Source organism: Vibrio profundi (assembly GCF_005281835.1).
Lineage (GTDB): Bacteria > Pseudomonadota > Gammaproteobacteria > Enterobacterales > Vibrionaceae > Vibrio > Vibrio profundi.
On sequence record NZ_RZIS01000004.1, the window covers coordinates 322,244 to 335,962 of the forward strand.

General features: G+C 42.8%; 10 protein-coding genes. 6 read left to right on the forward strand and 4 right to left on the reverse strand.

All coding sequences use genetic code 11. The features are described 5' to 3' along the window. Nucleotides 1-105: 105 nt before the first annotated feature. Nucleotides 106-1,986 carry a methyl-accepting chemotaxis protein gene (locus ELZ11_RS12805; protein WP_137357804.1) on the forward strand — a complete coding sequence of 627 codons (1,881 nt, stop codon included), beginning with the start codon at nt 106-108 and terminating at the stop codon, nt 1,984-1,986. Nucleotides 1,987-2,059: 73 nt separating this feature from the next. Here the strand turns inward: ELZ11_RS12805 and ELZ11_RS12810 are convergent, their stop codons facing one another. From ELZ11_RS12810 to ELZ11_RS12820, 3 genes are all read right to left on the reverse strand, one after another. Further along, nucleotides 2,060-3,031 carry a lipid A deacylase LpxR family protein gene (locus ELZ11_RS12810; protein WP_137357805.1) on the reverse strand — a complete coding sequence of 324 codons (972 nt, stop codon included), beginning with the start codon at nt 3,029-3,031 and terminating at the stop codon, nt 2,060-2,062. 109 nt (nt 3,032-3,140) lie between these two features. Then, the gene (gene pflB, locus ELZ11_RS12815; RefSeq protein WP_137357806.1) at nt 3,141-5,417 is read right to left on the reverse strand and encodes a formate C-acetyltransferase; all 2,277 of its coding nucleotides are present in this window, start codon (nt 5,415-5,417) and stop codon (nt 3,141-3,143) included. 302 nt (nt 5,418-5,719) lie between these two features. After that, nucleotides 5,720-7,261, reverse strand: coding sequence for a DUF3360 family protein (locus ELZ11_RS12820; protein WP_137357807.1), 1,542 nt, complete (start codon nt 7,259-7,261; stop codon nt 5,720-5,722). A gap of 474 nt (nt 7,262-7,735) precedes the next feature. On the opposite strand from ELZ11_RS12820, the gene ELZ11_RS12825 reads away from it, so the two are divergent. The 5 genes from ELZ11_RS12825 (at nt 7,736) to ELZ11_RS12845 (ending at nt 12,650) form a co-directional block, all read left to right on the forward strand. Beyond that, complete coding sequence (locus ELZ11_RS12825) at nt 7,736-9,265, forward strand: hypothetical protein (protein ID WP_137357808.1); 1,530 nt, start codon at nt 7,736-7,738, stop codon at nt 9,263-9,265. Nucleotides 9,266-9,511: 246 nt separating this feature from the next. Then, nucleotides 9,512-10,282, forward strand: a complete 771-nt coding sequence (locus ELZ11_RS12830) for an ABC transporter ATP-binding protein (RefSeq protein ID WP_137357809.1) — start codon at nt 9,512-9,514, stop codon at nt 10,280-10,282. A gap of 87 nt (nt 10,283-10,369) precedes the next feature. After that, nucleotides 10,370-11,140 (forward strand): ABC transporter substrate-binding protein, encoded by a 771-nt coding sequence (locus ELZ11_RS12835; RefSeq protein ID WP_167494679.1) that lies wholly within the window; start codon nt 10,370-10,372, stop codon nt 11,138-11,140. A gap of 89 nt (nt 11,141-11,229) precedes the next feature. Continuing rightward, nucleotides 11,230-11,970 carry an ABC transporter permease gene (locus ELZ11_RS12840; protein ID WP_137357811.1) on the forward strand — a complete coding sequence of 247 codons (741 nt, stop codon included), beginning with the start codon at nt 11,230-11,232 and terminating at the stop codon, nt 11,968-11,970. 2 nt (nt 11,971-11,972) lie between these two features. Beyond that, nucleotides 11,973-12,650, forward strand: coding sequence for an ABC transporter permease (locus tag ELZ11_RS12845; RefSeq protein ID WP_137357812.1), 678 nt, complete (start codon nt 11,973-11,975; stop codon nt 12,648-12,650). A 61-nt stretch (nt 12,651-12,711) separates the two neighbouring features. Here the strand turns inward: ELZ11_RS12845 and xthA are convergent, their stop codons facing one another. Continuing rightward, the gene (gene xthA, locus ELZ11_RS12850) at nt 12,712-13,518 is read right to left on the reverse strand and encodes an exodeoxyribonuclease III (protein ID WP_137357813.1); all 807 of its coding nucleotides are present in this window, start codon (nt 13,516-13,518) and stop codon (nt 12,712-12,714) included. Nucleotides 13,519-13,719: the final 201 nt, after the last annotated feature.

Sequence of the window (13,719 nt, forward strand, 5' to 3'; positions counted from 1 at the left end):
GCATGATTCTTCAATATGCAATTTGTGAGGATATAAACATCAAATGATACTATTGTTAGTAATATGGGTAGTGCTTTTATAAATTAGAAATTCAGGGACGTTACTATGATTTCGCTTGCGCTTTCACAAAAACAAAAAATAACAATATTTCTTGCCATCCTATCTTTGGGTTTCATCATTCTGGGAAGTTACACGGGAAATCGCTTATCAGAACTGACTCACCAATATCACCTTAGTAATGAAGTGACGGTAGGGGCTTCTAAAATTGTCGAGACCGAAGTTAAGTTATTAACGCTCGCGGGAAAACTTGATGGGCTAGAAAGCAGTCAAGTTGGGCAGATTAAGAGTGAGATCACCGCGATAGTTGATTTTGTTGCCTCGAATAATGCTTTTCTAAACGAAGTTGGGTTAAACCAGCAAGCGGCAAGTTTATCGGATGTGGTAAGTGAATTTGAGCGCTCGTTACTGCCTTGGCTCACTTTACGCTCTGAACTTGGTTTTAATGTCGATGACGGTAAGCTGGGTATGTTGAAGTCATTGGCAGCGACAATAGAGGCGAAAATTGCAGAAACAGGGATGGTAACTATTAACTCTGATTTTCAGGCAATGATTAAAGCGCAACAAAACTATTTACTACTACCTAGTGAGAAAAGCTTGAAGCTGTTTAATCGCGCGATGGCAGGGTTCGTAAACATGTCGAACACTTACGCGATGCTGGATTTGTATGAAAAAGAAATCGAGCAGTTTAAAGAAACCTTCATGCGAGTGAGTGAGTTATCTCAACAGCTTGGTGACATAGAAGATCAGCTTGCAAAGAGTGAAGCGGCGGCGATTACAGTTGTGAAAGATATCGATACGAGCTTGTCGACGATCAGTAAGCAATATCAAGTCACGGCACAAAAATCAGCGGATAACACCAAGTGGTCGGTGTTAATAGCGTGTGCTGTTCTGGCTTTGGTAACCATAGTGATATTCATTACCCTGAGCACCTCCGTATCTAAAGCAATTAAAAACATTACCAATATCATCAATAGCATTGCTGGTGGTGATCTTTCCAAGCGCCTTGTTGTAACAAGTAATCAGAATGATGAATTTAATCAACTTGCCATGTCGATTAACCAAAGTTGTGAAAACCTAGGGCAGCTAGTCGCAGGGGTTCAAGTTAGCAGCGAGGCGTTGTCTGGTGACGCAGCTGAATTGAATGCCAATTTAGACCGCTTAGTCGCCAACCAGTCGGAAGTACTGGGGCAAACTCAGTTACTTGCTTCGGCAACAGAAGAAGTCAGTGTAACGACGCAAGAGGTATCGAACTCTTTGGAATTTGTGGCGGATATTAGCCGTTCATCGAATCAAGCCGCCGAAGAAGGGGGCTTGGTGATCACTGAGGCGATTGGTTCTTTAGAAAGTGTTGGTCATATATTGAGTTCAGCGGCAGGTCATATTCAGCAACTTGAAGCGGCGTCGACAAAAGTGGACTCGGTTATGGACATCATCAATGGTATTGCTGAACAAACGAACTTACTGGCACTGAATGCAGCTATTGAAGCGGCAAGGGCTGGTGAGCAAGGCCGAGGTTTTGCCGTGGTTGCTGATGAAGTACGTAGCTTGGCAGTGAGAACCGTTGATGCTGTTGGAGAAATCTCAGATACAATTGAAACGATGAAGAAAGAAAGCTCAGAAGTGATTCAATACATTGGGCAGTCAGAAACTTCTATGCAAGCAGGGCAACAAAAAGGGTTAGAGGCAATGCAGGCGCTAGAGCGTATTACTGAAAAAGCCGATGAAGCAAACCATCAAACTGAAGTGATTTTTTCTTCAATTCGCGAATTGGCCACAACCAGTCAATCGATGGCTGATAGCATGATTCAAATATCAACGGCGATGAAAGAGCTGGAAGATAATAATGAAATGATTCGTGGTACTAGCCAAGTAGTGGACCAACGTTCCACTAAACTTAATAGTGATTGCCAGCGCTTTAGTTTGTAATCTTGTAAAAAAGCTAGAAAGAAAAAGAGCGCTCAATAGCGCTCTTTTTTGTAATAGTAAAAGGTATATAAGGCTAGAACGTAGCAAAGAAAGTAACGTTACCTACGCCGTATACGTCGCCGTCATCTTCTTTGTAATCCGGTGTTTTTGCGGCAGCGGAAAGTGCAGCGCCGAAGCTTTTTCCGTACCATACTGCACCAACAGTTGCCGTAGCCTGCCAGTTTTCAACATTAGTAGGATACACTTCATCAGGAACTGGGCCATCGATCGTAATATCATTGAAGCGATAACGACCTTCTACACCTGCGAAAATATGCGCGCCATGGGAGCCTTGCATCATTAACCCTGGGTTAAAAGAGTTTTCAATGGTCATTCTCGACGCGCCTACACTGCCATCAAGCCCTGAACCCCAACGCCACATCATGCCTGTCGCCACTTCAGATCGATAGTTACCAATCATGACACGCGAAACATTTTTGATTTCGTGCTCTAAGCCAGCAAATGAACGGCTTCTAACAAGAGCATTGTGAGTCTCGAAGTCGAAGTTATAGAGCATCTTATCTTGAACTTGGTACTCCCAACCTTCTGGTTCGGTTGAGTTGGTGATCCCGTGAATGAAATCTTGGGCAATATCTGCCAATGACCCCGGACCGGTGGCACCGATAAATAGCCCATATTTATCTACACGGTGGCTGGATATATTCGCAAAATCAAATTGGCCAAACAACACGCCTGCGTATGGTCTTTCATCGACTTCAGGTACGGTCGCATCAATGTTTTCGGGCGTATAAATGGTTTGCCCAAGCGTAAAGCCCCATCGATGGCCCGCACTACCTTGGAAAGTACCAAAAGAATTGGCAATCGGTGTCATTAAGTAATGAGGAGCAAATTCATTTGAATAATAGGAAAGGAATAAACCATTGGTATAGTCTTGGTCAACGCCAAACACCCCATCATTATCGAGGCTAAAAGTGAACGTTCCGGCAAAGGCTTGAGAAGCACATAATGCGGAAAGTGCTAATAATGTTGTTTTTTTTATAATCATATCTGTGGCAGCTAAACGTCTTATCCTGACATCGTAACGCAGAAACAAAAAAAACCCACTCAAAAGAGTGGGTTCTTGTTCAAAATTTTACATCTTCATGAGTAGAAGATTATAGAGACTCAGTAAACGTACGTGCGATTACGTCAGCTTGCTGCTCAGTTGTCAGAGAGTTAAAACGCACAGCGTAGCCCGATACACGGATAGTTAGCTGCGGGTATTTCTCTGGGTGCTTAACTGCGTCTTCTAGTGTGTCGCGGTTAAGAACGTTCACGTTAAGGTGTTGGCCACCTTCGATGCCAGCTTCATGGTGGAAGTAACCATCCATTAGGCCTGCAAGGTTAGAACGTTGGCTGTCTTCTTCTTTACCTAGTGCATTTGGCACGATAGAGAAAGTGTAAGAGATACCATCTTGAGCATCCGCAAACGGTAGTTTACCTACAGACGTTAGTGACGCTACAGCACCTTTCTCATCACGACCGTGCATTGGGTTAGCACCAGGAGCAAAAGGAGCACCAGCACGACGACCGTCAGGCGTGTTACCTGTCTTCTTACCGTATACCACGTTAGACGTGATAGTAAGAACTGACTGAGTAGGGATAGCATCACGGTAAGTCTTAAGCTTACGGATCTTGTTCATGAATGTTGAAACAAGTTCACATGCGATGTCATCTACGCGAGAGTCGTTGTTACCGTATTTAGGGTAATCACCTTCGATTTCGAAGTCAGTTGCAATACCGTCTTCGTCACGGATTGGCTTCACTGTTGCGTATTTGATTGCAGACAGAGAGTCAGCCGCAACAGAAAGACCAGCGATACCACAAGCCATTGTACGACGAACGTCACGGTCATGCAGAGCCATTAGAGAGGCTTCGTAGCTGTACTTATCGTGCATGAAGTGGATGCTGTTTAGTGCAGTCACGTATTGTTTAGCTAACCAATCCATGAAGCTGTCTAGACGACCCATTACGTCATCGTAGTTCAGTACTTCATCAGTGATTTTGTCGCCTACTGGGCCAACTTGCATTTTAAGCTTTTCATCAACGCCGCCGTTGATAGCGTAAAGCATAGTTTTCGCAAGGTTTGCACGAGCGCCGAAGAACTGCATTTGCTTACCAACGATCATTGGAGATACACAACAAGCGATAGCGTAATCATCAGACTCAAGGTCAGGGCGCATTAGGTCATCATTTTCGTACTGGATAGAAGAAGTATCGATAGATACCTTCGCACAGAAACGCTTGAAACCGTCCGGTAGTTGCTCAGACCAAAGAACAGTGATGTTTGGCTCTGGAGATGGACCCATAGTGTATAGAGAGTTTAGGAAACGGAAGTTCGAACGCGTTACTAGCGTACGACCATCGATGCCCATACCACCCATAGACTCAGTTGCCCAGATTGGGTCGCCAGAGAATAGCTCATCGTATTCTGGAGTACGTAGGAAACGAACCATACGCAGCTTCATTACGAAGTGGTCGATCATCTCTTGAGCTTCAACTTCTGTGATTTTACCAGCAGCGATATCGCGCTCGATGAAGATATCTAGGAAAGTTGAAGTACGACCTAGAGACATTGCCGCGCCATTTTGAGACTTAACAGCCGCTAGGTAAGCGAAGTAAGTCCACTGTACAGCTTCTTGAGCAGTTTGAGCTGGCTCAGAAATGTCGAAACCGTATTTAGCAGCCATTTGTTTGATTTGACCTAGAGCACGGTGCTGCTCTGAGATCTCTTCGCGAAGCTGCATTGTTGCAGAAAGGTCTTCACCGTTCTCAAAACGTTCTTGTAGAGAAGCAAACTGAGCTTGCTTGTCTTTCATAAGGAAGTCGATACCGTATAGAGCAACACGACGGTAGTCACCAATGATACGACCACGACCGTAAGCATCAGGAAGACCTGTTAGAACGCCAGACTTACGACATTTTAGGATGTCAGGTGTGTAGATATCGAAAACACCCGCGTTGTGCGTTTTACGGTACTCTGAGTAGATTTTAGAAACCATAGGATCAAGTTCGCGATCGTATGCTTTACAAGAACCTTCAACCATGCGAATACCACCGTTAGGGATGATCGCACGTTTAAGAGGCGCTTCAGTTTGAAGGCCAACGATAGTTTCTAGGTCTTTATTGATGTAGCCCGCATCATGTGAAGTGATGGTAGAAATAACGGAAGTATCGAAATCTACAGGTGCGTGAGTTGCGTTTTCCTGTTTGATGCCTTCCATTACTTTGTCCCAAAGCACGTTAGTTGCTTCAGTACCTTCAGAAACTAGGAAAGATTCGTCGCCTTCATATGGCGTGTAGTTCTTTTGAATGAAATCACGAACGTTTACTTCGTTTTGCCACTCACCTGCAGCAAAACCTTCCCAAGCTTTAGCAAATTGCTCTGCCATGACATACCTACCTTTTTAGTAGAAAAAATACGTACTTTCACTGTTGAGCCAGTGCCCCATGAGGGGGTAGTACACTCTTATTAATAACAATATGTATTATCACACAACGCTCATATGATCATATATATTGTCATTAGTTTCTATATTGTGTCTCAAGTTTATGTACTCACAATAAACTAAATTTTTTTGCAAAACTTAAACTAAATCAATAAAAGCTAAAAAAATTTGAGAAAAATAGGGTGGCAACACTTGCCACCCAAACTTTTTTTTAATCTTGTTGCTACTTTTGTGTAGTCACGAGCTTATAGCCAAGCTTTTAAGCCGTATTGGCTCTCCAGCATACCCACAGCAAGCATTGCGACTAGACAGATAACGAAAACACCAACAGGAATGACGATCTTGTCTAAGAAAGATAGACGTGATGCACGAGCTTTGTCACCAATCAAACCGTTGTTGTCTAGGAACATTGTGATTGCCCAGGCAAGAACAGGGTTAGCTACTAAAGATGCGAAGATACAGATACCGGCCGCTTGTGAGTCTTTAGTGTCTTTTACCATTTGCATACCAGCTTCAAGCAGAGGAAGGAATACGCCAACTAACAGTGCAACACGCATTACTGGTGGCCAAACTGCGACATCCATAGGGAAGCCAAGAATAGCAACAATGATACACAGCGAACCTAGCAAAATAGCACCAGCAGGGATTGGGCGTTTCGCAATAGCCGCTGGGATCATATAAGTACCCCAAGAAGAAGTAATATTACCGCCACCTACCGCTGTACCTACCATTTGACGGAAAGAACACATCGTCATAGTGTCATCCACGTCCATTAGTACTTTTTCAGAACGTTTAGGGTAGTTCAGTTCTTGGAAGATACGATGGCCAAGGAAATCTGGTGACCACATCGCTACTGCTAAGATTGCAAATGGTAGAGAAGCAATGAAGTGCTCTAGATTAGGCAAGCCAAGTTGCCAACCTTGTTCTGTACTACCCCACCAGTAAACAGGGTTTAGGTTAGGAAGGCCCATTTCGGTTTCGAACGTTAAGTTGAAACCAGCACCAAGTGCGAGTGCAACCAATAATCCAGTGAATGCACAAACTGGAATAGCTAACCAACGTTTATTGAATTTAGCTAACAAAGCATAGATGACAATGTTTACACCTAGTACAACTAAACCGATGTAGCCCAGGCTACCGGCTTCTGCGCCAGCTGGTTGTAGGCTAGTTGCCCAAGATTGAATTGAACCTATTTGGCTCATTGCACCGGTAAAACCAAGGAAGATTAATAATCCACCTGCTGTACCTTCGGATGTGAGGTTAACGAGTTTGGAACCGCCTTTGAAGTAGCTTAATAGAAGACCAAATACACCTAACAAAATGGCTAAAGCGAGAGGGTGAGCACCGGCAAGTGCAATACTACCGATAAGAGGAATCATTGGTCCGTGGTTACCAGCAAGGTTTGCACGAGGGTTAAAGAAGCCCGAAGCTAAAATACAAAATAGTAATGCAGGAATGAGCATCTCTACACGAGCAACTTCGATAGCAAATTCTTTGCCTAGGTTAACATGGTCCCATGCTTGAGTTAGCCCGTCTGCCCAAGACATCATTACCGCTGAATACATTGCAATAATGCCGATGGTACCTGCAAGTGCTGGTACTAGATCTTCAAGTTCAAAACGGAAGTCACGACCTGGCAAGTTCAAACCGAAGCGACGCGGCTTCATGATTTGTAGTTCGTGGTCTAGGTAATCTGAGCGGCTCTCAAATTCGGAAGCAGGGCGGTGAAGCTCTTTATAGCTTTTCTCTTCTACTTCAGAGTGCGCATTATTGACAACGTCTGACATAGATTCCTCATATTATTTGTTAGTAATTCTAAAACTGAATTCTATAAATCCGCATCCTGCGGTAATTCCTTTACATAGCTACATCGATAAATTGCTGTAATACGTCAACTACGTGCTCAACTATAGCTAAGTTGAAAGAAATATCTGGCATTTATTAATGCCTTATATTTGGTTGGAGTCTAACAAGCCTACCCTTTAGGGTGATTGATCTTGATCACTTTATGAGTCTATGTGAAAGAAAGCTACAGAAAGTAATTTAATTTATTGTTACTGAATGGGTTTTATGTAATTTGTTTTCATTAATTTTAAAACTATGAAGTTAACTATAATTAACTTTCAAATAACGTTGTGAATGCTTACGTGTAACTTCACGACTCACAGCACGGTTTTAGTGCATGTCTGGCTTTATTTTTGCATTATCTAGATGAGAGATGAATTTTTGGCGCAAAGTTGCCGCCCACAGGAAATAGAAGAATGAAAAAGATGAATAAATTGCCGCTAGTGGCAATGATCTCAGGGTTGATGATCGGTTGTGGGGGCGGTGGTGACAGCGGTGGTAGCTCTGGTGGTAGTGGTGGGGGACCTTCTTTGCCCACATACACTTGGGAGATCGTAGCATTGGAGTCAGTAGCTCGTTCCGGTCTTAGCTCAAGTTGCACTACTCTGGCCGACGATAATAATAATAGCGACAACGTAATCACGGCATACAAAGTTAGCGCGAATAATGATATTGGGATTTTATACCACTCATCTAACGGTGAAGTTGTTAAAACACAGGCGCTTGACAGTGATGGAACTTTTACTGTGAAGTCAGGAGAGGTGCCTGATGGCGGTTATGTATCTCTTGAAGTTGTGCAGGGAAGCGGTAATCCAGATATTCATATGCTGACAATACAAAAGCAATTTCTATCGAGTATGCTTTTAAACGTTGATGACCTATATAATTTAACTGATGAATGTTACCAGGGGGGGCAATACGTTCAGCCAGATTCGATAGATCCAGACAAATTAGTGGATATCAAACCTGTATCTGGTGTGTCTACCGCTTGGTACCATTCTAGCTATTCGGCTAACAATGAGAATGGCGGAGCTAATGCTACAGGAGTCCCAGTTTCCGCGCCTGCAAGTCCAAGTGATAGTGTTCTAGTGACCCTTTTCAATACATATAGCAGTGGACAAGCTACTGATTTGACGCATTACTCAATAATGGACTCTGGGTACTTGTATAACGCAGGGGGCTCGAACCCATTAAGTGGAATCCCGACTGACACCAACTTGACTACAGATTACACGCTTAACATGGGTGTATTTGATTTCTCCAGTGCGACAGCGTCAAGAATTGAAGTTAATATCAACGACGGTCTATATACATGGCAGCCTATTTATGGAACTGGGCAAGCATATAAAACCAGAGATACTAATGGTATTAGTGGTATTGATGGGTGGTCATTTAACTTTTCTGGGACAACAGACGTTGGCTCTGGAGCATGGGGAGCGACAATATACGCTGCGGTAGAAAATGAGAACGATACAACAGTTGTAATACCCGCGGCACTTACTACGTTTGATGCTTCTATCGTTAGTTCTGGTTGTAGCAGCTTGAGTGATAGCTGTTTGTCAGCATCAGGATATTCAGCAAGTGACTTCAATATTCAGAGAACTCATCTTCGTTCTAGTACATCAGGTGGAAAAAACTTCTATCAGACTATTTACGCCACACCCAATGCAGAGCAGCCTATAATGGAAAGCTCGTCGTCAATCGTGGCTAATATTGATAATAATAACGATCGACTAGAGGTTTCTTTAGGGAGCTTAACGGAATTAAATGAAACCACCATTAAACTGTTTATGTCGGAGAACTTTGTACCTCAAGGTGTTATTGACCCTACTTTAGACTCATTTGAAAATTTGAATGGCTTAGTTTCAATGCCATCTGACCATCTTACAAGACGTTTAGCATTAATGGGCACCGACTATATGTTTTTGCAAAACGGAGTTCATTAGAATTGATGTGTGACTTAACATAATCAAAACAAATAAAGCCCCTTAAATGGGGCTTTTTTATAAATGTTATTCAGTCAATTGAGAGGAAAACGCTATCTATTGCATAATCAATCAGAGTGAATTGCTATTTATTCTCTATTCTCAAGGTTAATAATTTGTTGCATGTTGATTCTTGGGGTGCTAGTTTGTATCGCATGAAAAGGTCGGAGTACCTTGCAGTCACATAAAATTAGGGAGTAAAAGCGCATGAAAGACGTACCAGCGCTCGATATAAAAGAACTGCATAAGACGTTTGGTCAAAATGAAGTATTAAAAGGGATTTCGCTTTCTGCGCATAAAGGAGATGTGGTTTCCATTATTGGCTCTTCCGGTTCCGGTAAGAGTACTTTCCTTAGATGTATCAACCTATTAGAAACACCAACTGCTGGCGAAATTTGGGTTAACGGTGAGTTAATTCAAATGAAAAACAACCGCCAAGGTGTGTCTGTTCCTGCCAATGAAAAACAAGTTCAGCGTATCCGTTCGCGCTTAGCGATGGTATTTCAAGGCTTCAACCTTTGGTCTCATATGACGGTTTTAGAAAACGTTATTGAAGCACCGATCCACGTCTTGGGCGTACCTAAGGCGCAAGCGATAGAAAATGCCGAATTGTTGCTAAAGAAAGTAGGACTTTACGAGCGTAAAGATTACTACCCGGGCCATTTATCTGGTGGTCAGCAACAACGAGCTGCGATTGCTCGTGCACTAGCGGTAGATCCTGAAGTAATGCTATTTGATGAACCAACATCTGCACTAGACCCTGAGTTAGTAGGCGAAGTATTAGGTGTAATGCGAGACCTTGCAGAAGAAGGCCGTACGATGTTAGTGGTTACGCATGAAATGGCTTTCGCACGCGACGTATCAAACCATGTAATGTTTTTGCATCAAGGTTTAGTTGAAGAGCAGGGTGACCCTGCAAAACTCTTTACAAACCCTGAGTCAGAGCGTCTTCAGCAATTTATCTCTTCGATTTATTAACGATTATCTGGGCTTCGTTTAATTGCCTAGAACATAAAACAAACACAACATTGAAAAACTAGAAAACTCAATCACGGGAGTATGGATATGAAAAAGTGGTTATTAGTAGCAGCACTTGCTGCAACGGCTGCAACTGGCGTAGCTCAAGCTAAGGAATGGAAAACAGTTCGCTTTGGTATTGAAGGTGCTTACCCTCCATTTAGTTGGACTGAAGCTGATGGTTCTTTAAAGGGCTTTGATGTAGACATGGCTAATGCACTTTGTACAGAAATGCAGGTGAAATGTAAGATTGTTGCTCAAGATTGGGACGGTATTATTCCTTCTCTACTTGCTCGTAAATATGATGCAATCATTGCGGCAATGTCTATCACTGAAGAACGTAAAAAGAAAATCGACTTCACTGGTAAATACGCACTTATTCCAAACAAATTCATTGCGAAAAAAGGCGCTGGCCTTAACTTTGATGATCTAAGTGGTCAGAAAATTGCGGTTCAACGCGCTACAACTCACGACAAATACCTAACTGATAACTACGGTGACACTGTAGATATCGTTCGTTACGGTTCTTTCGATGAAGCTTATCTTGACCTAGCAAACGGCCGTGTTGCTGCTGTACTAGGCGATGCTTCTGCGCTAGAAGAAGGCGTGCTTAACAAAGCGGGCGGCGAAGCATACGAATTCGTTGGTCCATCTCTAACAGATCCTAAGTGGTTTGGTGAAGGTTTTGGTATTGCGGTTCGTAAGCAAGACAAAGATCTTACTAAAAAGCTAGATGCAGCTATTCTTTCACTACGTGAGAAAGGCATTTACCAAGATATCGCGGCTAAATACTTCAACTACGACGTATACGGTCAATAATATCTAAATGCTAGATATTGGGGAGGGGCTTTCGTCTCTCCCTCATTCAATCTCTACCAACTTTTTTCGCTGTTCTGTTGGAATTCATTATGTTTGATTTACAAGGGTATGAAGCTTCTATATTTAAAGGAGCTGTGCTTACTATCGAAGTCGCACTTTTATCGCTATTTTTAGCCATGGTTCTTGGCATGCTAGGTGCACTGGCAAAGCTAGCGCCTTATCGTTGGGCTCGGGCAATTGCGACACTTTATACGACAGTCATTCGAGGTATCCCAGACCTTGTATTGATGATGTTGATCTTCTTTGGCGGCCAAATTCTTCTTAATAACAGTTTATATTCCGCTAACGAATGGTTAAACGAATGGTTTGCGTCTAGCGATCCTAACCACGAATGGACTTCCTATTTACCTGATTACATTGACGTTAGCCCATTTGTGGCGGGCGTACTGACTATCGGCTTTATTTTCGGAGCGTACATGGCGGAAACATTCCGCGGCGCGATTATGGCTGTAGATAGCGGTGAAATGGAAGCGGCAAAAGCTTACGGAATGGGCCCTGTATTGGCATTCAGACGTATTTTGCTACCGCAAATGATTCGACACGCTTTACCTGGCTTTGGTAACAACTGGTTAGTTTTACTTAAAACCACGGCATTGGTTTCAATCATTGGCTTAGAAGATATGGTTCGTGTTAGCTCACTGGCCGCTGGCTCAACCAAAATGCCGTTTACCTTTTATATGGCAGTCGCATTAATCTTCTTATTCTTTACTAGCGTATCAACGGGTGTTTTGAAGCTAGTAGAACGTAAATTCAGTATTCACGCGAGGTAGATATGGATTTTTCATTAATTATTGAAAGCTTCCCAATCTATCTAGATGGATTGTGGACTACAGCTTGGTTGGTTGGTGCGGCCCTGATTCTAGGTTTGATGCTTGCTATTCCAATGGCCGTTGCACGTAATAGCCGCAATTATTTGATTAATGGTCCGGCTTGGTCGTTCATTTACTTCTTCCGTGGCACACCACTTTTGGTTCAGCTATATCTTATTTACTACGGAATGGATCAGTTCTTCCCTGTAAAAGATACATTGTGGGAAAACGCATGGTTTTGTGCACTTGTTGCGTTTGTACTAAACACAGCCGCTTATACTGCTGAAATCATCCGTGGTGCGATTAATGGTTTACCGGCAGGTGAAGTAGAAGCGGCAAAAGCATACGGAATGAGCCCGGCAAAAACATATCGCCGTATCATTCTGCCTAGTGCTTTACGTCGTGCACTACCAGCGTACAGTAATGAAGTGATTTTTATGTTACATGGCTCAGCGGTGGCAGGTATCGTGACTATCATGGACCTAACAGGAGCAGCGCGCTTAGTTAACTCTCGTTACTACGCTCCATTTGAATCATTCTTAACGGCTGGTTTGTTCTATATGGCGTTGACGTTCCTAATCATCGCGGTATTCAAACAGGCAGAAAAACGTTTCTTAGCTTACTTAAGACCGTTAAGCTAAGAAAAAGAAAGAAAAAGGCTTCCATATGGAAGCCTTTTTAGTAAGAACTATATAGTGGTGACTATGAAAATGTAGACCAAATTGGAGCATGATCGGATGGCTTTTCGATACCACGTAATTCATAATCAATGCCAGCTTCAGTACACTTATCAGCAAGCTTAGACGTTGCCAAAACAACATCGATACGTAGGCCACGGTTGTCGACAAAACCTTTCGAGCGGTAATCAAACCATGAATATTGATCCGTTACTTCAGGGTGAAGCTTGCGGAATGTGTCTTCAAAGCCCCAATCCATTAACGTTTTCAACCATTCGCGCTCTTCCGGTTGGAAAGAGCACTTGCCTGTTTTCAGCCAACGTTTCGCGTTTGGCTCACCAATACCGATATCAGCATCAATAGGGCTGATGTTGATATCGCCCATAACAATCACTTGTTCATCGTTAGAGTGATGATCATTTAGGTACGTCATCAAGTCTTTGTAGAATTGACGCTTATAAGGGTATTTGGTTTCGTGCTTGATGTTGTCGCCTTGCGGGAAGTAACCATTAAGCACCGCCACCTTTTCACCGTTTGAGTCTTCAAACGTCGCAATGATCATGCGTTTTTGATGTTCTTCGTTATCGGTCGGGAAGCCTTTCTGTATTGAAATTGGCTCCTGCTTACAAAGCATAGCGACACCGTAATGCGCTTTTTGGCCATGAAAATAGACTTTGTAGCCCATCGCTTCGACATCTTCGATAGGGAAAGCTTCATCGTGTACTTTAATTTCTTGTAAACCGATAACATCTGGCTGATGCTTATCAATAATAGCTTGAAGTTGATGAAGGCGAGCTCTTAGACCATTGATATTAAAGCTGATAACTTTCATGGAGATCCTTAAATGGAAAGCGGTAATTTGACGTGAAATGTTAACACCTAAAAGAGTTGGGAAAAACCATCGTCGAGTAAGAAAAAGTGGATTGAACGAGTATCGACCTTTATTAACATTTTTGTAAACTTTCGATTGATATCTTAAATGAATATGGTGTAATCAACGTCTAAGCTATTCATAGGAATATGGAAGTCATTT